22 protein-coding genes are annotated in these 22,686 nt (G+C 70.9%); 13 read left to right on the top strand and 9 right to left on the bottom strand.

Features of this window, described 5'->3' with window-relative positions:
* Positions 1-80 precede the first annotated feature (80 nt).
* Positions 81-698: a TetR/AcrR family transcriptional regulator gene (locus ACWD1U_RS12895; RefSeq protein ID WP_451106962.1), complete on the top strand. Its 618-nt coding sequence runs from the start codon at positions 81-83 to the stop codon at positions 696-698.
* A gap of 4 nt (positions 699-702) precedes the next feature.
* Here ACWD1U_RS12895 and ACWD1U_RS12890 read toward each other — a convergent pair whose 3' ends face one another.
* From ACWD1U_RS12890 to ACWD1U_RS12870, 5 genes are all read right to left on the bottom strand, one after another.
* Positions 703-2,403 carry an acyl-CoA mutase large subunit family protein gene (locus ACWD1U_RS12890; RefSeq protein WP_451106960.1) on the bottom strand — a complete coding sequence of 567 codons (1,701 nt, stop codon included), beginning with the start codon at positions 2,401-2,403 and terminating at the stop codon, positions 703-705.
* Positions 2,404-2,524: 121 nt separating this feature from the next.
* Positions 2,525-2,863 carry a DUF3817 domain-containing protein gene (locus ACWD1U_RS12885; protein ID WP_451106959.1) on the bottom strand — a complete coding sequence of 113 codons (339 nt, stop codon included), beginning with the start codon at positions 2,861-2,863 and terminating at the stop codon, positions 2,525-2,527.
* Between the two features lie 43 nt (positions 2,864-2,906).
* Positions 2,907-3,416 carry a MarR family winged helix-turn-helix transcriptional regulator gene (locus tag ACWD1U_RS12880; RefSeq protein ID WP_351364659.1) on the bottom strand — a complete coding sequence of 170 codons (510 nt, stop codon included), beginning with the start codon at positions 3,414-3,416 and terminating at the stop codon, positions 2,907-2,909.
* A 180-nt stretch (positions 3,417-3,596) separates the two neighbouring features.
* The gene (locus tag ACWD1U_RS12875) at positions 3,597-3,890 is read right to left on the bottom strand and encodes an MTH1187 family thiamine-binding protein (protein ID WP_351410524.1); all 294 of its coding nucleotides are present in this window, start codon (positions 3,888-3,890) and stop codon (positions 3,597-3,599) included.
* Entirely contained in the window at positions 3,887-4,231 is a 345-nt protein-coding gene (locus ACWD1U_RS12870) for a DUF3817 domain-containing protein (protein ID WP_451106957.1), read from the bottom strand. Before ACWD1U_RS12870 ends, ACWD1U_RS12875 begins: the two co-directional genes overlap by 4 nt.
* A gap of 206 nt (positions 4,232-4,437) precedes the next feature.
* Here ACWD1U_RS12870 and ACWD1U_RS12865 point away from each other — a divergent pair, with 206 nt between their 5' ends.
* The 4 genes from ACWD1U_RS12865 to ACWD1U_RS12850 all read left to right on the top strand — a co-directional run bounded on the left by ACWD1U_RS12865 (position 4,438) and on the right by ACWD1U_RS12850 (position 7,110).
* Positions 4,438-5,070: an AIM24 family protein gene (locus tag ACWD1U_RS12865; RefSeq protein WP_451107019.1), complete on the top strand. Its 633-nt coding sequence runs from the start codon at positions 4,438-4,440 to the stop codon at positions 5,068-5,070.
* The gene (locus tag ACWD1U_RS12860) at positions 5,070-5,720 is read left to right on the top strand and encodes an AIM24 family protein (RefSeq protein ID WP_451106955.1); all 651 of its coding nucleotides are present in this window, start codon (positions 5,070-5,072) and stop codon (positions 5,718-5,720) included. Before ACWD1U_RS12865 ends, ACWD1U_RS12860 begins: the two co-directional genes overlap by 1 nt.
* Positions 5,717-6,517: an AIM24 family protein gene (locus tag ACWD1U_RS12855; protein WP_451106953.1), complete on the top strand. Its 801-nt coding sequence runs from the start codon at positions 5,717-5,719 to the stop codon at positions 6,515-6,517. Before ACWD1U_RS12860 ends, ACWD1U_RS12855 begins: the two co-directional genes overlap by 4 nt.
* A gap of 116 nt (positions 6,518-6,633) precedes the next feature.
* Positions 6,634-7,110, top strand: a complete 477-nt coding sequence (locus ACWD1U_RS12850; RefSeq protein WP_451106952.1) for a MarR family winged helix-turn-helix transcriptional regulator — start codon at positions 6,634-6,636, stop codon at positions 7,108-7,110.
* Positions 7,111-7,121: 11 nt separating this feature from the next.
* On the opposite strand, the gene ACWD1U_RS12845 is transcribed toward ACWD1U_RS12850, so the two are convergent.
* Entirely contained in the window at positions 7,122-8,531 is a 1,410-nt protein-coding gene (locus ACWD1U_RS12845) for an ATP-binding protein (RefSeq protein ID WP_451106950.1), read from the bottom strand.
* Positions 8,528-9,196, bottom strand: a complete 669-nt coding sequence (locus tag ACWD1U_RS12840) for a response regulator transcription factor (RefSeq protein ID WP_451106948.1) — start codon at positions 9,194-9,196, stop codon at positions 8,528-8,530. The genes ACWD1U_RS12845 and ACWD1U_RS12840 overlap by 4 nt, the downstream gene beginning before the upstream one ends.
* A gap of 116 nt (positions 9,197-9,312) precedes the next feature.
* Here ACWD1U_RS12840 and ACWD1U_RS12835 point away from each other — a divergent pair, with 116 nt between their 5' ends.
* Complete coding sequence (locus ACWD1U_RS12835) at positions 9,313-9,972, top strand: PepSY domain-containing protein (protein ID WP_451106947.1); 660 nt, start codon at positions 9,313-9,315, stop codon at positions 9,970-9,972.
* 398 nt (positions 9,973-10,370) lie between these two features.
* Here the strand turns inward: ACWD1U_RS12835 and meaB are convergent, their stop codons facing one another.
* Both meaB and ACWD1U_RS12825 read right to left on the bottom strand, forming a co-directional pair.
* Positions 10,371-11,327 (bottom strand): methylmalonyl Co-A mutase-associated GTPase MeaB, encoded by a 957-nt coding sequence (gene meaB / locus ACWD1U_RS12830; protein ID WP_451106946.1) that lies wholly within the window; start codon positions 11,325-11,327, stop codon positions 10,371-10,373.
* 65 nt (positions 11,328-11,392) lie between these two features.
* The gene (locus tag ACWD1U_RS12825; RefSeq protein WP_451106945.1) at positions 11,393-12,592 is read right to left on the bottom strand and encodes an acetyl-CoA C-acetyltransferase; all 1,200 of its coding nucleotides are present in this window, start codon (positions 12,590-12,592) and stop codon (positions 11,393-11,395) included.
* Between the two features lie 148 nt (positions 12,593-12,740).
* On the opposite strand from ACWD1U_RS12825, the gene mce reads away from it, so the two are divergent.
* The 7 genes from mce to ACWD1U_RS12790 all read left to right on the top strand — a co-directional run bounded on the left by mce (position 12,741) and on the right by ACWD1U_RS12790 (position 22,684).
* Entirely contained in the window at positions 12,741-13,181 is a 441-nt protein-coding gene (gene mce, locus ACWD1U_RS12820) for a methylmalonyl-CoA epimerase (protein WP_451106943.1), read from the top strand.
* 232 nt (positions 13,182-13,413) lie between these two features.
* Positions 13,414-17,361, top strand: coding sequence for a polarized growth protein Scy (gene scy / locus ACWD1U_RS12815; protein ID WP_451106941.1), 3,948 nt, complete (start codon positions 13,414-13,416; stop codon positions 17,359-17,361).
* 195 nt (positions 17,362-17,556) lie between these two features.
* On the top strand, positions 17,557-18,492 hold the full coding sequence (locus tag ACWD1U_RS12810; protein ID WP_451106939.1) for a cellulose-binding protein: 936 nt from the start codon (positions 17,557-17,559) through the stop codon (positions 18,490-18,492).
* Positions 18,493-18,577: 85 nt separating this feature from the next.
* Positions 18,578-19,537 (top strand): ABC transporter ATP-binding protein, encoded by a 960-nt coding sequence (locus ACWD1U_RS12805; protein WP_451106937.1) that lies wholly within the window; start codon positions 18,578-18,580, stop codon positions 19,535-19,537.
* 2 nt (positions 19,538-19,539) lie between these two features.
* Positions 19,540-20,310, top strand: coding sequence for an ABC transporter permease (locus ACWD1U_RS12800; RefSeq protein WP_451106935.1), 771 nt, complete (start codon positions 19,540-19,542; stop codon positions 20,308-20,310).
* 122 nt (positions 20,311-20,432) lie between these two features.
* Positions 20,433-21,818, top strand: coding sequence for an ATP-binding cassette domain-containing protein (locus ACWD1U_RS12795; RefSeq protein WP_451106934.1), 1,386 nt, complete (start codon positions 20,433-20,435; stop codon positions 21,816-21,818).
* Positions 21,815-22,684, top strand: a complete 870-nt coding sequence (locus tag ACWD1U_RS12790; protein WP_451106932.1) for an ABC transporter permease — start codon at positions 21,815-21,817, stop codon at positions 22,682-22,684. The genes ACWD1U_RS12795 and ACWD1U_RS12790 overlap by 4 nt, the downstream gene beginning before the upstream one ends.
* Positions 22,685-22,686 lie beyond the last annotated feature (2 nt).

Here is a 22,686-nt window from a genome sequence, read left to right as displayed (position 1 = left end):
GCCATACGGCACCCGCGGGACAACACCCCCCGGTGATCTCCCTCACGGCCACACAGGAACCGCCGGTTTATGGTCATGGCATGCAGAGCCGCAGCTCAGCCAGCCGCACCGGGCGTCCGCGCAACGCCGCGGCGGACGCCGCGATCCTGGCCGCGACCCGCGAGGCTCTGGTGGAACTGGGCTGGTCCAAACTCACCCTGGGAGACGTCGCCGCCCGCGCCGGGGTTGCGAAAACGACGCTCTACCGCCGCTGGGCCGGCAAGAACGAACTGGTCGTCGACGCGGTGGCGGAACTCTTCGACGAGCTGGAACTTCCCGACCGCGGCTCCCTGGCCGCCGACATCGAGGGCGTGGTCCTGCAGTTCGCCACTATCCTGGCCCTCCCGGAGGCGAAGAGCGGCCTGATGGCGGTGGTGGCGGAAGCCACCCGCGACGAGGCCCTGCGGGAACGCATCCGCTCGTCCGTGGTCGACCGCCAGAAGCGCCTGGTCCTGGAGGGCCGCGCGCGGGCCCAGGCCCGGGGCGAACTCCCCCCGGAACCGGACCCCGCCTCGGCCGCCCGCACGGTGGACCTGATCTTCGACATGGTGGCGGGTGCGGTGGTGCACCGCACTCTGGTGAGCGCCCAGCCGGCGGACGAGGATTGGGTGAGGAGCTTCACCAGGGTGCTGTTGCAGGGGTTGGCCCCCCCACGCTGAGCGCTCAGAAACCGGCAGGCTCGGTGTACACCCCCCACTCGTCCCGCAGCACCCCGCAGATCTCCCCGAGCGTGGCCTCCGCCCGTACCGCGTCCAGCATCGGCTCGATCATGTTGGCGCCGGACCTGGCGGCGGCCAGCATGGCGTCCAGGGCCGTGCGCACCGCCGTGTCGTCGCGGGCCGACTTCCGGCCGGCCAGCACCCGCACCTGCTCCCGCTCCACCTCGTGGCTGACCCGCAGGATCTCCAGATCCCCGGTCACCGACCCGGTGTGGACGTTCACCCCGACGACCTTCTTGTCGCCCTTCTCCAGCGCCCGCTGGTACCGGAACGCCGACTCGGCGATCTCCCCGGTGAACCAGCCGTCCTCGATGCCCCGCAGGATCCCGGAGGTGATCGGCCCGATCGGGTGCTGCCCGTCGGGGTGCGCCCGCAGGCCCCGCTCCTTGATCTGCTCGAAGATCTTCTCCGCGTCCGCCTCGATGCGGTCGGTCAGCTGCTCGACGTACCAGGAACCGCCCAGCGGATCGGCGACGTTGGCGACGCCGGTCTCCTCCATCAGCACCTGCTGCGTGCGCAGCGCGATCTCGGCGGCCTGCTCGCTCGGCAGGGCCAGCGTCTCGTCGAGCGCGTTGGTGTGCAGCGAGTTCGTCCCGCCGAGCACGGCCGCCAGCGCCTCCACGGCCGTCCGTACGACGTTGTTGTACGGCTGCTGCGCGGTGAGGGAGACGCCGGCGGTCTGGGTGTGGAAGCGCAGCCACTGGGCCTTCTCCGACTTCGCGCCGTAGACGTCCCGCATCCAGCGGGCCCAGATCCGCCGTGCCGCCCGGAACTTGGCGATCTCCTCGAAGAAGTCGACGTGCGCGTCGAAGAAGAAGGACAGACCGGGGGCGAAGACGTCGACGTCCAGCCCGCGCGACAGGCCCAGCTCGACGTACCCGAAGCCGTCCGCCAGGGTGTACGCCAGCTCCTGCGCGGCCGTCGACCCGGCCTCGCGGATGTGGTAGCCGGAGACGGACAGCGGCTTGTACGCGGGGATGCCGGCCGCGCAGTACTCCATCAGGTCGCCGATGAGCCGCAGGTGGGGCTCGGGCTGGAAGAGCCACTCCTTCTGGGCGATGTACTCCTTGAAGATGTCCGTCTGGAGCGTGCCGTTCAGTACGGACGGGTCGACGCCCTGCCGTTCGGCGGCGACCAGGTACATGCAGAAGACGGGGACGGCCGGGCCGCTGATGGTCATCGAGGTCGTGACGTCACCCAGCGGGATGTCCTTGAACAGGACCTCCATGTCGGCCGCCGAGTCGATCGCCACCCCGCAGTGCCCGACCTCGCCCAGCGACCGCGGGTCGTCGGAGTCCCGGCCCATCAGCGTCGGCATGTCGAAGGCGACCGAGAGCCCGCCTCCGCCGTTGCGGAGGATCATCTTGTAGCGCTCGTTGGTCTGCTCGGCGTTGCCGAACCCGGCGAACTGCCGAATGGTCCAGGTACGCCCTCGGTAGCCCGTCGCGTACAGCCCGCGGGTGAAGGGGTACTCCCCGGGCCAGCCGATCCGCTCGAACCCGTCGTACCTGTCCCCGGGCCGCGGCCCGTACACCGGCTCCACGGGATCGCCGGAGAGCGTGGTGAAGTCGGCCTCGCGCCTGCGCGCGGCGTCGTACCGGGCCTGCCAGCGACGGCGGCCCTCCTCGATGGCGTCAGCGTCCATACCCTCGAATTTACTTGGACGTCCTAGTAAATGTCGATGGCTGACGGGAGTGACCCTGGCGAACGGGTGAGACCGACCGCCGCACGCACGCGTGCGGCGGTGGAAATGCCGCGAGGCGCGCCTACGCCTTGGCGGGCGCGGGCGAGTCCTGAGCGAGCCGGCCCTCCAGCTCGCGGCTGATCCTGCGCTCCACGAAGAACGCGGCCGTCGGGACGGTCCCGGCCAGCAGCACCCACAGCTGCTTGCCCACCGGCCACTTCGCCTTGGAGCCGAGATCGAAGGCGAAGATCAGGTACACGACGTACAGCCAGCCGTGCGCGATGCCGACGACGCGCGTGAAGCCATCGGCGCCGTCCAGCTCGAGCAGGTACTTGGCGATGACGCCGACGGTCAGCAGGACCAGCAGCACGCCGGTGACGTAGGCCATCACGCGGTAGCGGGTCAGCACGCTCTTTTTCATGCCGTCGAGCGTAACGACCCGTTCCGGGAGATCTTGCCCCGGGTCACTGCTCCTCGAAGTCTCCCGCCGCGACCCGCAGCGGCCGCAGCATCGCGAAGATCTCCGCGCACTCCTCGGCGTCGTACACCCCGAGCCCGAAGTCCATCGCCATCAGGTCGCGGGTGGCCGACTCGACCACCTCGCGGCCCTTGCCGGTGATGCTGGCGAGCGTGCCGCGGCCGTCGTTCGGATTGGGCCGCTTGGCGACCAGCCCCGACCTGACCAGCCGGTCCACGGTGTTCGTCACCGACGTGGGGTGCACCATGAGCCGCTCGCCGATCTTGGACATCGGCAGCTCGCCGGACTTGGAGAAGGTGAGCAGTACCAGTGCCTCGTAGCGGGCGAACGTCAGCCCGTAGGGCTTGACCACCGCGTCGACCTCGGCGAGCAGGATCTGCTGGGCGCGCATGATCGAGGTGATCGCGGCCATGGACGGCACGTTTCCCCAGCGCTGCTTCCAGCGTTCGTCGGCACGCGCGATCGGATCGAAGGAGAGACTGAGCGGCTTCGGCACGAACCCGACCTTACCGGCCGGTCACATGGTGGTCAGCATTGTCTCGCTCTTCGGTCCATCACCACCGGCCTCCGCTACGGCGGCTTGACCGGGCCATGCTCTTTCCTGCCGGTTCACGACCCGTCCGAGAACCCCGGCCCGCACGGACCGGGGCTCCGTCATCGTCACTGCCCTCGGGAGCTACTCCGCGAGATGCCGCTCCACCGTCTCCACCTTGGACGTGAGTCCGTCCGTCACCCCGGGACGGATGTCCGCCTTGAGGACGAGTGACACCCGGGGCGCCCGCCGCTCCACCGCGGCGACCGCACGTCGGACGACGTCCATGACCTGGTCCCACTCCCCCTCCACGGACGTGAACATCGCGTCCGTACGGTTCGGCAGCCCGGACTCCCGCACCACCCGCACGGCGTCGGCGACGTACTCCCCCACGTCCTCCCCGACCCCCAGCGGCGTCACGGAGAAGGCGACGATCACGCGTTCACCACGCCTTCGTTGCGCGCCCGGGACGCGATGACCGCGTCCTCGACCTCACGCCGCAGCTTGCGCTCCGCGAAGAACCCACCGGTGGGCAGCACCGAGAGCACGAAGTACAGCGCGGCCGTCTTCACCGGCCACTTCGCCCGGTTCCACGCGTCCGCCAAGAAGATCACGTACAGGATGAACAGCACCCCGTGCACCATGCCCATCACCGGCACGGCGTTGAAGTCCGTGGTCCGCTTCAGCACCGAGCAGACCAGCAGGAGGAGGAAGGAGATCGCCTCGGGGGCCGAGACCAGGCGGAGGCGGCGGATGGCGGTGGCGGTCTTGAGGTCCACGGGTCACCTTCGGTGGGAGAGACGCGACGGTCTGGACTGTCTGAACGGTCTTGCGGCCTGACGGTTTGTGAACGTACGCACAAGCGTCCCGCCCATTGTGGCAAACCGCTGTGGGCCCCGGCCCCTAGGGGTGCGCTCAGGGTCGTTCTCCACCCACGGTCCCTGTCCGTAGGACCCGATCTGCGGCTACCTTCGCGTACGTGGCGATGTTCCGACTTCACAGCAGCAAGGTGCTGGCCGTCGACATGACCGGAGACGCCGTGAAGGCGAAGAACGGCTCGATGGTCGCGTACGACGGCGAGATGGCCTTCAAGAAGCTCAGCGGCGGCGGCGAGGGCATACGAGGCATGGTGACCCGGCGGCTGACCGGCGAGCAGATGACCTTGATGGAGGTGAAGGGGCGGGGGACCTGCTGGTTCGCGGACCGCGCCTCCGAGATCAACCTGGTCGGCATCCAGGGCGACAAGCTCTACGTGGAGTCGAGCAACCTGCTCGCGACCGACGGCGGGCTGCGCACGGGGACGGAGTTCACGGGCCTGCGCGGCGCCTCGCAGGGCAACGGGCTGTTCACGACGACCGTCGAGGGCCACGGCCAGGCGGCGATCATGTCGGACGGCCCGGCGGTGGTGCTGCGGGTCAGCCCGCAGTACCCGCTGACCGTCGACCCGGGGGCGTATGTGGCGCACCAGGGGAATCTGCGCCAGTCCTTCCAGTCCGGTGTGACGTTCCGCACGTTGCTCGGGGAGGGCGGCGGCGAGGCCTTCCAGATGCGGTTCGAGGGGGACGGGCTGGTGTACGTGCAGCCGAGCGAGCGGAACACGATCGCGGGAGACGTGTGATGGCCTTCCGGGAGATCAACGCGAAGATGGTCGAGGCGACGGTCGCGCCGGGGCAGAAGCTGTTCAGCCAGCGCGGAGCGATGCTCGCCTACAAGGGCGAGGTGTCCTTCACGCCCAGCATGGCGGGCGGGCAGGGCGGGATCATGTCGATGATCGGCCGCCGGGTCGCCGACGAGGACACACCCCTGATGACCGTGGAGGGCAGCGGCACGGTCCTGTTCGGGCACGGCGGGCATCACGTCCAGGTCATCCGGCTCACCGGCGACACGCTGTACGTGGAGGCGGACCGCCTGCTGGCCTTCGAGGGGTCGCTCCAGCAGGGCACGATGTTCCTGGGCTCGCAGGGCGGCGTCATGGGCATGGTGCGCGGGCAGGTCAGCGGCCAGGGGCTGTTCACCACGACGCTGAAGGGGCACGGGGCCGTCGCCGTGATGGCCCACGGCGGCGTCATCGAGATCCCGATCACCCCGCAGCGGCCGGTGCACGTGGACCCGCAGGCCTACGTCGCCCACCACGGCGAGGTCCGCAACAAGCTGTCCACCGCCCTGGGCTGGCGGGACATGGTGGGCCGCGGCTCGGGCGAGGCGTTCCAGCTGGAGCTCAGCGGCAGCGGTGCGGTGTACGTCCAGGCGTCGGAGGAGAAGCTGTGAGCACGTACGGAACCCCGGGCGCCGGCCCCGCGGTCTTCGACCCGGCGACACTGCCGCCCGACGACAACGTCAACGCCCACACCTTCTGCGTGGAGCTCAAGGGGAGCCAGTGGTTCCTGCAGAAGGGGAAGATGATCGCCTACTACGGCTCGATCGAGTTCAACGGGGTCGGACACGGCCGGCTGGACCGTCTTGTCCGTACGTCCTTCCATTCGCCACTGCACGCGAGCGACTGGGTCGTGGCGGAGGGCTCGGGCAAGATGCTCCTCGCCGACCGGGCCTTCGATGTCAATTCGTACGACTTGGAGGACGGCAACCTGACCATTCGCTCGGGCAACTTGCTCGCTTTTCAGCCAAGTCTGTCGCTGAAGCAATCCATCGTGCCGGGTTTTCTGACCCTCATCGGAACCGGAAAGTTCGTGGCCGCGTCGAACGGCCCGGTGGTGTTCATGGAACCCCCCGTCCGGGTCGACCCCCAGGCCCTGGTCGGCTGGGCCGACTGCCCCTCTCCCTGCCACCACTACGACCACGGCTACATGACCGGCGTGATGGGCGGTCTACGTGCACTGACGGGCCTCGGAGGGGCCTCCGGCGAGGAGCACCAGTTCGAGTTCGTCGGCGCCGGCACGGTGCTGCTCCAGTCGTCCGAGACCCTGATGCCCGAGCAGGCCACGGGGGCCGTTCCGCACCAGGCCGGCGTGCCCGGCGGCGGGGCGCACAGCCCCCACCCCGGGCAGTCCGGCGCACCGCGTCTTCCCGGACAGCTGGGGGACCTCCAGCGTCGCTTCGGGCTGTGAGCGGTAGTCTGCGGAGTGTGACATCGAACGTCTGCGCACTCCTGTTCGGCAGGCGTGCGCCGTCACACGAAAACCCTCACTAGTTCGCCTTTCAACCTTTTAGGTAGACTTCATTCATGGAGACCGAGACGGCCACTCGCTGGCTGACCGATGCGGAGCAGTGCGCCTGGCGCACCCACCTGGAGGTCAACAGGCTGTTGACGTACCAGCTCGAGAAGGACCTGCAGCCGTTCGGCCTGACAATGAACGACTACGAGATCCTGGTGAATCTCTCCGAGTCCGAGGATCTGCGGATGCGGATGAGCGACCTCGCCTCCGCCACGCTCCAGTCCAAGAGCCGCCTCTCGCACCAGATCACGCGCATGGAGAACGCGAACCTGGTCCGGCGGGAGAGCTGCGAGTCCGACCGCCGGGGGCTCTACGCGGTCCTGACCGACCACGGCATGGCGACGATGCGGAAGGTGGCGCCCCACCACGTGGCGTCCGTGCGGAGGCACTTCATCGACCTGCTGTCCCCTGAGGCTCTGACGGAGCTCGACAAGGCCCTCAAGCCCATCGCCGAGCACTTGCGCGGCCAGCGCGGGCGCCCGTAACCGCAGCTTCGCTACACGAGCGGCAGGCGGAGTTCGAACAGGGCTCCGCCTGCGGGTCCCTGCCCGGCGGTGAGCGTGCCGCCGTGCCGTACGGCGACGTCCCGGGCGATGGCGAGACCCAGCCCGGCCCCTCCGTCGTCCCGGCTGCGGGCGGCGTCCAGCCGTACGAACCGTTCGAAGATCCGCTCCCGGTCGGCCTCTGGCACCCCGTCCCCGTCGTCTCCCACCCCGACCACGGCCCGCTCGCCCTCCCGTCTCACACTCACGGTGACGGCCGACCGGGCATGCCGCTGGGCGTTGTCGAGCAGATTGGCGAGCACCCGCCCCAACTGCCCCCGGGATCCGGCCACCTCCACCGGCTCCGCGTCCACGGTCACACCCGCCCGCCCCTCGGCCTCCTCCCGGGCCAGCCCGGCGAGGTCGACCTTCCCGTCGTTGGGCCGCTCCCCCGCGTCCAGCCGGGCGAGCAGCAGCAGATCGGCGGCCAGCCGCTGCAGCCGTACGGTGTCCTCCACGGCCCCGTCGAGGTCCAGCAGCTCGGGGTGGGCGGCGGCCACCTCCAACTGCGTCCGCAGCGAGGCGATCGGGCTGCGCAGCTCGTGGGAGGCGTCGGCGACGAAGCGCCGCTGCCGCTCCACGGAGGCCTCCAGGGCCGCGAGCGTCTCGTTGGTGGTGCTGGCGAGCCGGGCGATCTCGTCGTGCGTGTCGGGCTCCGGGACGCGCCGCGCGAGGTCCTCGGAGTGGGTGATCGCCGCCATCTCGCGCCGGATGCCCTCCACGGGACGCAGGGCCCGCCGGGTGACCAGCCAGGTCACGCCCGCGACGACGGCGAGCAGCAGTGGGAACCCGATCAGCATCACGGTCATCGCGGTGCGCACGGCCCCGTGCTCGGCGGCCAGCGGGGCACCCGCGTAGACCGTGAGGTGTCCCCGGTCGTGGGTCTCCACCTCTACGGCGGCGAACCGGTAGTCCTCCGTGTCGCCGTCGATCGTCGCCGACCCGTTGCGGGTGACGCTCTCCCCGGAGATCTCCCCGGGTTCGAGGGCCTCGCCCGGGTCGTCGGCGTCGTCATCGTCGTCCGCGCTCGGCGCCACGGCCGGCTGCGGCTTCACCTGCGCGCTGTCCGTCCCGCTGATCCGCTCCAGATCCTCACTGGCCGCGACCAGCCGCTTGTGCTCGTCCAGCACCTGCACCGGCCCGTCACCCCCGTCCAGCCCGGACAGCTTGTCGTACGGCGTCCCGGCGGCGAGCTCGGAGGCGACCGCCCGCGCGGAGCGCTCGGCCTGCGTACCGGCCTCGCCCATCAGGTTGGACCTCAGGGACAGCAGCACGGCGGCGCCGGCGGCGACGAGCGCCACCGCGACCACCAGCGTGGCCCCCAGGGTGGCCCGCGCCCGGACGGAACCGAACAGCCTCCTCACGGCGACGTCTCCAGCCGGTACCCGGCCCCACGCACGGTCCGGATCAGCCCCGCCCGCAGCTTGCGCCGCAGGGTGCTGACGTACACCTCGACGATGTTCGGATCGCCCTCGTACGCGAAGTCCCAGACGTGCTCCAGGATCGCGGACTTGGACACCACCTCGCCGGCTCGCAGCACGAGCTGCTCCAGCACGGAGAACTCCTTGGCGGTGAGGGCGATCTCGTCCTCACCGAGGAACACCCGCCGAGCCGCCGTGTCCACTTTCAGGTCCCCGTGCACATGCACGGGCGACGCCCCGGCCCCCTGCCCGCGCCGCCGCAGCAGGGCCTTGATCCGGGCGACGAGCACGACGTACGAGAAGGGCTTGGTCAGATAGTCGTCCGCGCCGGTGTCGAGCCCCTCGGCCTCGTCGTACTCGCCGTCCTTGGCGGTCAGCATCAGGATCGGCACCTCGTGCCCGGCGGCGCGCAGGGCGGCGCAGACCCGGTAGCCGTTGAGCCCCGGCAGCATGATGTCGAGGATCACCAGGTCGTATGCCCCCTGCGAGGCCTGGTGCAGCCCCTCCCGCCCGTCGTGGACGACGTCCACGGCGTACCCCTCGGCCGTCAGGCCCCTGGCGAGCGACAGAGCCAGCCGCTTCTCGTCCTCCACGATCAACAGGCGCATGCGTAAAGAGTGGCAAAGCCAACCTGAAGATCATTTCAGGGGCCTTCAGCTCCCTCTCAGCCTCGGTCCGCCAGATTGGAAGACGTCGAAAACCAAACGACTCGGGAGGAACCCGCATGAAGCGCAACATCGTGATCGCCGCTGTGACCGCCGCCGCTCTGATCGGAGGCGGTACGGCCACGGCTCTCGCGACCACGGCAGGCCACGAGGGCTCGGCGCGGCAGGCGGCGAACACCCGGCTGTCGGATGACGACGGCCGTGACGACCGGGACGGTGCGGACGCGCGGGACGACCGCGACGACGACGCCGTACGGGCGGCATCCGCGGACGTCACCGCGTCCGAGGCCATCGCCTCCGCGCTGAAGCACACGTCGGGTACGGCCGTCTCCGCCGAGTTGGACGACGAGGACGACGGCGGCAAGGCGGTCTGGAAGGTCGACGTCCTGTCCGGCGACAACACCTGGCACAGCGTGAGCGTCGACCCCTCGAACGGCAAGGTGGTCGGTTCGCACACCGACGACGAGGACGACACGGCGCAGGTGCGGGCGGCGCTGAAGGGCTCCTCGGTGACGGCCGAGGAGGCCGCGAAGGCCGCCGCCGGCAAGGGCGTGGTGACGTCCGTCGACCTGGACGAGGACGGCAAGAGCACGTTCTGGGAGGCCGAGACCCATAAGTCCGGCGGCGGCGAGCAGGACTGGAAGGTCAACCTCAGCACGGGCAAGGTCACGGCGGAGCGCTCGGACGCTCAGGACGACGACGCCGACGACCGGGACTGAACAGTCACTGCGAGATTGCAACCGCCCCGGCGTCTGGTCTGGCGCCGGGGCGTTTCGCAGCGCGGCGGAGCGGGGTGCCGCTGCGCCCACCCGTGCCGCCCTGGCCGCGGCACGATGGCCCGCAGCCGGGCGGGCCGGGGCGCTCGCCGCGGCAGCTGGGGCGGAAGCACGAGGTGCCCGCAGCCGCCGTCGCACGGAAGGGGCCGTGTCGGGGGGCCGCCCGCAGCGGTTGGCGCGTCAGCGAACAGTCGGTCGGCGTCCGGCCCCCTCGCGCCGTTCCTAGGACGGACATCCCCCGGCGCGGCCTTCGACCCACCACCCGGCGGCAGGCGCAGGCACGCGCACCCCCACCGAAGCAGCCACGGGCCGCCGCCGCAGGCACACGCACCCGGCGACGCTCAGCCCTCCGTCAACCCGGCGACCAGCTCATCCGCCGCCCGATAGGGATCCAGCTCCCCCGCCACGATCCGCTCGGCCAACGCCCCCAGCCGCCGGTCCCCGTGCAGGTCCCCGATCCGCTCCCGCAGTGCCGTCACCGCGATCGTCTCGACCTCTCGGGCAGCCCGGGACATCCGCCGCTCCGCGAGGACCCCCCGCTCCTCCATCCAGGCCCGGTGCTTCTCCAGGGCCTCGACGACCTCGTCGACGCCCTCGCCGCGCGCCGCGACCGTCTTGACGATCGGCGGGCGCCAGTCGCCCGGCCCCCGCGCCTCGCCCAGCCCCAGCATGTGGTTCAGCTCGCGGGCCGTCGCATCGGCCCCGTCCCGGTCGGCCTTGTTCACGACGTAGACGTCACCGATCTCCAGGATCCCGGCCTTGGCCGCCTGGATCCCGTCCCCCATCCCCGGTGCCAGCAGCACCACGGACGTGTCCGCCTGCGAGGCGATCTCCACCTCCGACTGCCCGACCCCCACCGTCTCGACGAGGATCACCTCGCAGCCGGCCGCGTCCAGGACCCGGATCGCCTGGGGGGCGGCCCAGGCCAGCCCGCCCAGGTGCCCGCGCGTCGCCATCGAGCGGATGTACACGCCCGGGTCGGACGCGTGCTCCGACATCCGCACCCGGTCGCCGAGCAGCGCACCGCCCGAGAACGGCGACGACGGGTCGACGGCGAGCACGCCGACCCGCCTGCCCTGCTTGCGGTACGCGGAGACCAGCGCCGAGGTCGACGTGGACTTGCCGACCCCGGGCGACCCGGTCAGCCCCACGACGTAGGCCCCGCCCGTCAGGGGCGCGAGCGCCGCCATGACCTCGCGCAGCTGCGGGGACGCCCCCTCCACCAGGGAGATCAGCCGGGCCACGGCCCGCGGCCGCCCCTCTCTGGCCTGGGCCACCAGCGTGGAGACGTCCTGCATCACAGCTCCGTTCAGAAAAGGGACCTACCGAAGAGACCTACCGAAGAAACCCACCGGAAGGGGTCTCAGGCCTTCGGTACCCGGACGATCAGCGCGTCACCCTGACCGCCGCCACCGCACAGCGCGGCCGCGCCCACGCCACCGCCCCGCCGCTTCAGCTCCAGCGCGAGGTGCAGCACGAGTCGCGCACCGGACATCCCGATCGGGTGACCCAGGGCAATCGCACCGCCGTTGACGTTCACCTTTTCGGTGGATACTCCGAGGTCCTTCATGGACTGCACGGCAACCGCCGCGAACGCCTCGTTGATCTCGACGAGGTCGAGGTCGGAGACCTCCAGCCCCTCCTTCTTCAGCGCGTGCAGGATCGCGTTGGACGGCTGGGACTGCAGCGAGTTGTCCGGACCGGCCACGTTGCCGTGCGCCCCGATCTCGGCGATCCACTCCAGGCCGAGCTCCTGCGCCTTGGCCTTGCTCATCACGACGACGGCGGCGGCACCGTCGGAGATCTGCGAGGCGGAACCGGCCGTGATCGTGCCGTCCTTGGAGAACGCCGGACGCAGCTTGCCCAGGGACTCGGCGGTGGTGTCGCCGCGGATCCCCTCGTCCTTGCTGAACAGCACCGGGTCGCCCTTGCGCTGGGGGATCTCGACGGGGGTGATCTCCGCCTCGAACAGGCCGTTCTTCTGCGCGGCGGCGGCCCGCTGGTGGGACAGCGCGGCGATCTCGTCCTGCTCGGCCCGGCCGATGCCGAGGCGGGTGTTGTGCTTCTCCGTCGACTCGCCCATGGCGACGCCGTCGAAGGAGTCGGTCAGCCCGTCGTGGGCCATGGCGTCGAGCATCTGGACCGCGCCGTACTTGAAGCCCTCGCGGGACTTCGGCAGCAGGTGCGGGGCGTTGGTCATGGACTCCTGGCCGCCGGCGACGACCACGTCGAACTCACCCGCGCGGATCAGCTGGTCGGCGAGCGCGATCGCGTCGAGGCCCGACAGACACACCTTGTTGATGGTCAGCGCCGGCACGTTCATCGGGATGCCCGCCTTGACGGCGGCCTGGCGCGCCGGGATCTGCCCCGCCCCGGCCTGGAGCACCTGCCCCATGATCACGTACTGCACCTGGTCGCCGCCGATCCCCGCACGGTCGAGGGCGGCCTTGATCGCGAAGCCGCCGAGATCGGCTCCGGAGAAGGACTTCAGCGAACCGAGCAACCGCCCCATGGGCGTACGCGCGCCTGAGACGATCACCGAGCTGGTCGTAGCAGAAGACATGAGCTGCGATCCCCTTACCGGCTGCACAGCCGAGGAGTGAACGAGGGTTTACTTCGAATGTACTGACCGGTACTCCACCCCGTCATCGGGCTGTCGGTGTGATCGCGCGCACGTTGCGTAACCACCTCCGGCGCGCTGCACTGAATCCATGCTGACGCGAATCGACCACATCGGGATCGCCTGTTTCGACCTCGACAAGACCGTCGAGTTCTACCGTGCCACCTACGGCTTCGAGGTGTTCCACTCCGAGGTCAACGAGGAGCAGGGCGTGCGGGAGGCCATGCTCAAGATCAACGACACGTCCGACGGCGGCGCCTCCTACCTGCAGCTTCTGGAGCCGACCCGCGAGGACTCCACCGTAGCGAAGTGGCTCGCGAAGAACGGGGAGGGCGTCCACCACATCGCTTTCGGTACGGCGGATGTGGACGGGGACGCCGCGGAGATCAAGGACAAGCGCGTACGCGTGCTGTACGAAGAGCCGCGACGCGGTTCCATGGGGTCACGGATCACCTTCCTGCACCCGAAGGACTGTCATGGCGTGCTGACAGAACTGGTCACTTCGGCGCCTGTTGAGTCACCTGAGCACTGACCGTCGTACATAAGGGCCGGTAGGGTTGGGTGCGGTCGCCGCTCAGCCAGGGTGACCGCGGTCCCGCCGTGCGACGGCAGGACCACCGGGGTCCGGGTTTCGGGGGACGAGCGTCGGGGCAGCGGCCTCTGCTCCGCCGATGATCTGACACCATTCCCCGGGGGCCCCGTTCGGCGGATGGACGGAGCTCGTTTGGAGAGAGTTGCGACCAGGGGACGGATGGGACCGCGCAGTGCGGGGCTACGAGAGCCAGGAGCGAGAGCCGGCGGCTGACGTCGACCACCTCTCTCGGTTCGAAGCCGAGATGAAGCGGCTGAAGACCGAGCGGGAAAAGGCGATCCAGCACGCCGAGGACCTCGGCTACCAGGTCGAGGTGCTGCGCGCCAAGCTGCACGAGGCGCGGCGCACCATCATGTCCCGGCCCTCCTTCGAGGGGGGCGACATCGGCTGGCAGGCCGAGCAGTTGCTGCGCAACGCGCAGGTGCAGGCCGACCAGATCCGTACGGACGCCGAGCGGGAGCTGAGCGAGGCCAGGGCGCAGACCCAGCGGATCCTCCAGGAGCACGCCGAGCAGGCGGCCCGGCTCCAGGCGGAGCTTCACCAGGAGGCGGTGACCCGCCGCCAGCAGCTGGACCAGGAGCTGGCCGAGCGCCGCCAGACGGTCGAGTCGCACGTCAACGAGAACGTGGCGTGGGCGGAGCAGCTGCGGGCCCGCACCGAGCAGCAGGCGCGCCGGCTGCTGGAGGAGTCCCGGGCGGAGGCCGAGCAGTCCCTGGCCACCGCCCGCGCGGAGGCCGAGCGGCTGGCGACCGAGGCCCGGCAGCGGCTGACGAGCGCGGCCGAGGAGGCCCGTGCCGAGGCCGAGCAGATCCTGCGCCGCGCCCGCACGGACGCCGAGCGGCTCCTCAACGCCGCCTCCACGCAGGCTCAGGAGGCCACCGACCACGCCGAGCAGCTGCGGACGTCCACCGCCTCGGAGTCGGAGTCGGCGCGCCGCCGGGCCCAGGAGCTGAGCAAGGCCGCCGAGCAGCGGATGGCCGAGGCCGAGGAGGCGCTGCGCAAGGCGCAGTCCGAGTCGGAGAAGCTGGTCGCCGAGGCCAAGGAGGCCGCCGCCAAGGCCCTGGCGAGCGCGGAGACCGCGAACGAGACGCGCACGCGCACCGCCAAGGAGCAGGTCGCCCGGCTGGTCGAGGAGGCCACGAAGGAGGCCGAGAACACCAAGTCCGAGGCCGAGCAGCTCGTCGCGGACGCCCGCGCCGAGGCGGAGAAGATCGTCGCGGAGGCCTCGGAGAAGGCCCGTGCGCTCACCGCCGAGGAGACGGCGACCCAGCTGTCCAAGGCGGCGAGGACCGCCGAGGAGGTCCTGAACAAGGCGTCGGAGGACGCCAAGAAGACCACCAAGGCCGCGGCCGAGGAGGCCGAGCGGATCCGCAAGGAGGCCGAGGCCGAGGCGGACCGGCTGCGCGCCGAGGCGCACGACATCGCCGAGCAGCTCAAGGGCGCGGCGAAGGACGACACCAAGGAGTACCGCGCCAAGACGGTCGAGCTGCAGGAGGAGGCCCGCCGGCTGCGCGGCGAGGCCGAGCAGCTGCGGTCGGACGCGGTCGACGAGGGCGAGAAGATCCGCGCCGAGGCCCGCAAGGAGGCGGTGGCGCAGATCGAGGAGGCGGCGAAGTCCGCCGAGGAGCTGCTCGCCAAGGCCAAGGCCGACGCGGACGAGCTGCGCACGAAGGCCCAGACGGACAGCGAGAAGGTCCGCACCGAGGCCATCGAGCGGGCGACGACCCTGCGCCGGCAGGCCGAGGAGACCCTCCAGCGCACGCGGCAGGAGGCCGAGCGTCACCGCGAGGAGGTCGTCGAGCAGGCCGAGTCCCTCAAGGCGGACGCCGAGCGCGCGGCGCGGGAGCTGCACGAGGACACCGAGCGGGCCATAGAGGCCCGTCGCGCGCAGGCCGCCGAGGAGCTGACCCGGCTCCAGACGGAGGCGGAGGAGCGGCTGACGGCGGCCGAGCAGGCGCTGTCGGACGCCCGTGAGGAGGCAGCGCGGATCCGCCGCGAGGCCGCCGAGGAGAACGAGCGGCTGCGCGCCGAGGCCGCCGAGCGGATCCGTACGCTCCAGCAGCAGGCCGAGACGGAGGCCGAACGGCTGCGCGACGAGGCCGCGTCGGACGCGTCCGCGGCGCGTGCCGAGGGCGAGGCCGTGGCCGTGCGGCTGCGGTCGGAGGCCGCGAGTGAGGCCGAGCGGCTGAAGTCGGAGGCGCAGGAGAGCGCGGACCGGATGCGCGCGGAGGCGCAGGCCGCCGCCGAGCGGCTCGCCGCGGAGGCGTCCGAGACGCTGGCCGCCGCCCGGGACGAGGCCAACCGGCGCCGCCGCGAGGCCGAGGAAGTCCTCGGCTCCGCCCGGCAGGAGGCCGACCAGGAGCGCGAGCGGGCCCGCGAGCAGAGCGAGGAGCTGCTGGCCTCGGCGCGCAAGCGCGTGGAGGAGGCGCAGACCGAGGCCGTACGGCTGGTCGAGGAGGCGGACCGGCGGGCCACGGAGATGGTGTCCGCGGCCGAACAGCACGCGCAGCAGGTCCGGGACTCCGTCGCGGGGCTGCACGAGCAGGCCCAGGAGGAGATCGCCGGGCTGCGCAGCGCCGCCGAGCACGCGGCGGAGCGTACGCGCCGGGAGGCCCAGGAGGAGGCGGACCGGGTCCGCTCCGACGCCTACGCGGAGCGGGAGCGGGCGAGCGAGGACGCGGGCCGGCTGCGGCGCGAGGCGCACGAGGAGTCCGAGGCCGCCAAGGCGCTCGCCGAGCGGACGATGTCCGAGGCGATCGCGGAGGCGGAGCGGATCCGTACGGATGTCGCCGAGCACGCCCAGCGGGTGCGCACGGAGGCGTCCGACGCGATCGCCGAGGCCGAGCAGAGCGCGGCGCGCACCCGGGCGGACGCCCGTGAGGACGCCAACCGCATCCGGTCCGACGCGGCGACGCAGGCGGACGCCCTCATCACCGAGGCGCGCAACGAGGCGGAGCGGCTCACGACGGAGACGGTCCAGGAGACCGACCGGCTGCGGATGGAGACGGTCACCGAGGCCGAGCGGGTACGCACCGAAGCCGTCTCCGAGGCCGAGCGGGTCCGGTCCGAGGCGGCCGCGGAGGCCGAGCGGGTGCGGGCCGAGTCGGTCGCCAAGGCCGACCAGCTGGTCGGGGAGGCCACCGGCGAGGCGGAGCGGCTGCGGGCCGAGGCCGCCGAGACGGTCGGGTCGGCGCAGCAGCACGCGGAGCGGGTCCGCACCGAGGCCCAGCGCGTCAAGGCCGACGCGGAGGCGGAGGCGGAGCGGCTCGTCGCCACCGCGCGCGAGGAGGCCGACCGCACGCTTGACGAGGCCCGCAAGGACGCCAACAAGCGGCGCTCCGAGGCGGCCGAGCAGGTCGACAAGCTCATCACGGAGACCACCGCCGAGGCGGACAAGCTGCTCACCGAGGCGCAGCAGCAGGCACACAAGACCACCGCGGAGGCCGAGGAGCAGGCCGACACGATGGTGGGCGCGGCCCGTACGGAGGCCGACCGGCTGGTGTCCGAGGCGACGGTCGAGGGCAACTCGCGGGTGGAGAAGGCCCGGGCGGACGCGGACGAGCTGCTGGTCGGCGCGCGTCGGGACGCCACGCAGATAAGGGAGCGTGCCGAGGAGCTGCGCGACCGCATCACCTCGGAGATCGAGGAGCTGCACGAGCGGGCCCGCCGCGAGTCGGCCGAGGCGATGAAGTCGGCCGGCGACCGCTGCGACGCCCTCGTCAAGGCCGCCGAGGAGCAGCTGGCGAAGGCGCAGGCGAAGGCCAAGGAGATCGTCTCGGAGGCCAACTCCGAGGCGGGCAAGGTCCGTATCGCCGCGGTGAAGAAGGCGGAGGGGCTGCTCAAGGAGGCCGAGCAGAAGAAGTCCACGCTGATCCGTGAGGCCGAGGAGCTCAAGGCCGAGGCGATCCGCGAGGCGAAGCGCACGGTCGAGGAGGGCAAGCGCGAGCTGGAGGTGCTGGTACGCCGCCGCGAGGACATCAATGCCGAGATCTCCCGTGTCCAGGACGTCCTGGAGGCGTTGGAGTCCTTCGAGGCCCCCTCCGCGTCCAAGGACAACGGGGTCAAGGCGGGTGCGACGGTCGGCGCGCCACGATCGGGTGGCAAGTCCTCGGACGGCTAGCGGGCCGGCCGGGCCGGGGAGCCCGATTCCGGCACCATCCGGGGGCTTTGACCAATTTTTGGCAAGCCATCCGGCGCTTAGCCACTCAAAAGGGGTCTCATTTTCCAGATCAAACGCGCATCCGCTCGATGACACACCGTTTCGGCCCCTAGGATTCCACCTATCACCTCACCGGTCTCATTCGACAGGAACCCCATGAGCGACACTTCCCCCTACGGCTTCGAGCTTGTGCGGCGTGGGTACGACCGCGCTCAGGTGGACGAACGTATCTCCAAGCTCGTCTCCGACCGTGACAGCGCTCTCGCCCGCATCACCGCTCTGGAAAAGCGCATCGAGGAGCTCCACCTCGAGACGCAGAACGCCCAGGCCCAGATCAGCGACACCGAGCCGTCGTACGCGGGCCTCGGCGCACGCGTGGAGAAGATCCTCCGCCTCGCCGAGGAAGAGGCGAAGGACCTTCGCGAGGAAGCCCGGCGCGCGGCAGAGCAGCACCGTGAGCTCGCCGAGTCGGCGGCCCAGCAGGTGCGCAACGACGCCGAGTCGTACTCGGCGGACCGCAAGGCCAAGGCCGAGGACGAGGGCCTGCGGATCGTCGAGAAGGCCAAGAGCGAGGCCTCCCAGCTGCGTGCCGAGGCACAGAAGGACGCGCAGTCCAAGCGTGAGGAGGCGGACGCCCTCTTCGAGGAGACCCGCGCCAAGGCCGCGCAGGCCGCCGCCGACTTCGAGACGAACCTCGCCAAGCGCCGCGAGCAGTCCGAGCGCGACCTGGCGTCCCGTCAGGCGAAGGCGGAGAAGCGTCTCGCCGAGATCGAGCACCGCGCCGAGCAACTGCGCCTGGAGGCGGAGAAGCTGCGCACGGACGCCGAGCGCCGCGCCCGCCAGACGGTGGAGACGGCCCAGCGTCAGGCCGAGGACATCGTGGCCGACGCCAACGCCAAGGCCGACCGTATCCGTTCGGAATCCGAGCGCGAGCTCGCGGCGCTCACCAACCGCCGCGACAGCATCAACGCCCAGCTGACGAACGTCCGCGAGATGCTCGCGACGCTCACGGGCGCCGCGGTGGCCGCGGCCGGCACGCCGGCCGAGGACGAGCCGATCTCCCGCGGGGTGCCGGCTCAGCAGTCCCGGTAACAGCCCGGCATACGGAGTCTGAACCTCCGCAAAGCCCTCTGCCGCTCGGGTGGCAGAGGGCTTTGCGGCGTTCTAGCGTGGCGGCATGATTGAGCTGGAGGGGCTGACCAAGCGTTACGGCGAGAAGGTGGCGGTCAACAACCTGTCGTTCACCGTGAGACCGGGCATCGTCACCGGCTTCCTCGGACCGAACGGCGCGGGCAAGTCCACCACCATGCGGATGATCCTCGGTCTCGACCACCCCACCGCCGGTGACGTCCGTATCGACGGCAAGCACTACCAGCAGCTCAAGGACCCGCTGACGTACATCGGCGCCCTGCTGGAGGCCAAGGCCTGGCACGGCGGGCGCACCGCCTACAACCACCTGCTGTGCCTGGCGCAGAGCAACGGCGTTCCGCGCGCCCGGGTGCGGGAGGTGCTGGACACGGTCGGGCTGTCGGCGGTCGCGAAGAAGAAGACCAAGGGCTTCTCGATGGGCATGGGGCAGCGGCTCGGCATCGCGGCCGCGCTGCTGGGCGATCCGCGCATCCTGATGTTCGACGAGCCGGTCAACGGCCTCGACCCGGAGGGCATCCACTGGATCCGCACCCTGATGAAGTCGCTGGCGGCGCAGGGCCGGACCGTGTTCGTCTCCTCCCACCTGATGAGCGAGATGGCCCTGACGGCCGAGCACCTCGTCGTCATCGGGCAGGGGCGGCTGCTCGCGGACACCTCCATGGCCGACTTCATCGACCGCAACTCACGGTCGTACGTCCGGGTGCGCAGTCCGCAGCGGGAGCGGCTGCTCGATGTGCTCCACCAGGCCGGGGTCGTGGCCGTCGAGAGCGGTGACGGGGTGCTGGAGGTGGACGGCGGCAAGGCGGAGCACATCGGTGAGCTGGCGGCACGGCACCGGATCACACTGCATGAGCTGAGCCCTCAACAGGCGTCTTTGGAGGAGGCGTTCATGCGGCTGACGGCGGAGTCGGTGGAGTACCACGCACACAGCGAGACGGGTGCCGAGCCGCCACGGCAGCAGTGGGGCGACGGCTGGAAGAGGGGCTGAGCATGGCGACGACGCAGGTCGTACGGTCGGAGTGGACCAAGATCCGGTCAGTGGCGTCCACCGTGTGGACCCTTTCCCTGGTGGTGGTCGTGACGGTCGCCCTCGGCATGCTGATCTCGGCCCTGTCGAAGAACGAGTTCGACTCCATGAACGCGCAGGACCGGGCGGAGTTCGACCCGACGTTCATCAGCTTCGCCGGGATGAGCCTCGGCCAGCTCGCGATGATCGTGTTCGGCGTGCTGGTCGTGTCCAACGAGTACAGCACCGGCATGATCCGCGCCTCGCTGGCCGCGGTGCCGCAGCGCGGCTCCTTCCTGTTCAGCAAGATCGCGGTCGCTTCCGCGCTGGCCCTGCTGGTCGGGCTCGTCACCAGCTTCGCCGCCTTCTTCCTGGGGCAGGCGATGCTGGGTGAGCACCGGGCGGAGATCGGGGACCCGGGGGTGCTGCGGGCCGTGTTCGGCGGCGGCCTCTACATGGCGCTGATCGCGATGTTCTCCATGGGCGTCGCCGCGATGCTGCGCTCACCGATGCTGTCGCTGGGCATCCTGATGCCGTTCTTCTTCCTGATCTCCAACATCCTGGGGAACGTCGACGCGACGAAGAAGGTCGGCCGGTTCCTGCCCGACCAGGCCGGCAGCAAGATCATGCAGGTGGTCACCCCCATCGACGACGACACCCCGTACGGGCCCTGGGGCGGTTTGGGGATCATGGGGTTGTGGGTGCTCGCGGCACTGATCGGCGGGTATGTGCTGCTGAAGAAGCGGGACGCCTAGAGGGACAGGCTTGACGTGACCTTTTACCTGCTCTTGGGCGGAACCGTCAGCGCCTCGATATCCTCCTAACCCTTACGGGGGCGTGTGCCCCGCTGTCCTGAACCTTGCGATGGGTGCGGAGCATGATCGAAGCAGTCGGCCTGACCAAGCGCTACGGCGACAAGACCGCTGTGTACAACCTTTCCTTCCAGGTGCGGCCCGGAGCCGTCACCGGCTTTCTCGGGCCGAACGGTTCCGGCAAGTCGACGACGATGCGGATGATCCTCGGGCTGGACAACCCGACAGCCGGGCATGTGACGATCGGTGGCTATCCGTACCGCAGGCTGCCCAACGCCGCCCGTCAGGTCGGCGCCCTGCTGGACGCCAAGGCCGTGCACGGCGGCCGCTCCGCCCGCAACCACCTGCTGTCCCTGGCCCAGCTGTCGGGCATCCCGGCCAAGCGGGTGGACGAGGTGCTCGGCGTCGTCGGTCTGCAGGACGTCGCCAAGAAGCGCTCCAGGGGCTTCTCCCTGGGCATGGGGCAGCGGCTCGGCATCGCCGCGGCGCTGCTCGGTGACCCGCAGGTGCTGCTCTTCGACGAGCCGGTCAACGGCCTCGACCCCGAGGGCATCCTCTGGGTGCGCAACCTGATGAAGGCGCTCGCCGCGGAGGGCCGTACGGTCTTCGTCTCCTCCCACCTGATGAGCGAGATGGCCCTGACCGCCGACCACCTCATCGTCATCGGGCGCGGGCAGCTCCTCGCCGACATGAGCGTGACGGACTTCATCTCCGCCAACTCGGCCGACTTCGCGCGGGTCCGCACGCCGGACAGCGAGCCGCAGCAGCGCGAGAAGCTGTCGGCCGCGCTCACCGAGTCGGGCGGGCACGTGCTGCCCGAGCAGGACGGCGCGCTGCGCGTGACCGGGCTGCCGCTCCCCCGCATCAGCGACATCGCGCACGACCACGACGTACGGCTGTGGGAGCTGTCGCCGCACCAGGCCTCGCTTGAGGAGGCGTACATGCGGATGACGCAGGGCGCCGTCGACTACCGCTCGACCATCGACCAGAAAGAGGGCCTCCAGCAGCCGCTGCCGCCCGGCGCCCAGCCGCCGATGCCGGTGCCCGGCCAGGGCCAGCCCGGCTGGTACGCCCCGCCGCCGCCCCAGCAGGGCGGCCTGCCGGTCCCGATGCCACCACAGGGCGCGCCGGGACAGGCACCCGCGGGTCCCTACGGAGCGGCCGGGGCTCCGGGGGCTCCCGGCGCGGGGATGCCCAACCCGTACGCGCAGCCCGCCCCGCAGGCACCGCGGTCCACGCCTCAGGCGCCGCAGGCACCCGCGGACCACACCGCCGCCGCGGGCGCCTCGCCCGCGCCCAGGGCACCGCAGGGCTCCGCGCCCGCCGCCCCCGCGTCCGCTGCGCCGGCGACCCCCGCTCCCGCCCCGACCGCCGCGGCTCCGCCCGCGCCCGCCTCCGCGCCGGCCGCCGCCCCGACCACCGATCTGACCAAGCCCGAGGACGCCCGATGAGCAGCCCCCACTCCCAGATGCCGCAGGCCGCGCCCGCCTGGCAGGCGGCGGCCGGTGCCCCGTACGCCGGTTACACCTCGCCGATCCCGGTCGTGCGCACGCACCTCGGGAACGCCATCGCGTCCGAGTGGACGAAGATCAGGTCGGTGCGCTCCACGATGTGGACGCTCGGCGTGTTCGTGCTCCTCGTCATCGGCATCGGCACGCTGACCGGCGTGGTGGTGGCGAACTCCGACCCGGCCCTGAGCGGCCAGAGCCCGCTCGGCCTGGGCTTCTTCGGACTGTTGCTCGGCAGCATGTGCGTCATCACGCTGGGCGTGCTGACCACGGCCTCGGAGTACGGCACCGGCATGATCCGCACCACGATGGTCGCCTGCCCGAGCCGCGGCCGGGTGCTGTTGGCGAAGGCCGTGGTGTTCTTCCTGGTCGCTTTCGTGGTGACGCTCGTGTCCGCCGCGCTCGTGGCCTTCATGCACGTGGCCATGCTGGAGGGCGACGGCGCCAAGTCCCCCTCCGGCGGCGAGTGGCTGAAGGGCACGATCGGCATCGCGGCCTACATCGCCCTGCTGGGTCTGCTCTCGCTCGCCGTCGGCTCGATCATCCGCCACTCCGCGGGTGCCATCACGATCATGATCGGCGCCGTGCTCGCCCCGCTGGTGATCGCGCTGTTCATGTTCTCGGATTCGCTGCGGGGCGTGCGTGACGTCCTGTTCGAGTACTCGATCCCGAACCAGCTCAGCGTCTTCTACTCCAACTCCCTCAGCGAGTCCGGCCCCTCCGGCTGGGACCCGCTGTGGATCATCCTCGTCGCGACGGCCGTCGCGTTCGCCGCCGCCTTCGTGCTGCTGGAGAAGCGGGACGTCTGAGT

The organism is Streptomyces sp. NPDC002788 (genome assembly GCF_053592115.1).
Note: the sequence above shows the minus strand (reverse complement) of the source record. Positions and strands in the feature narration are given on the sequence as shown.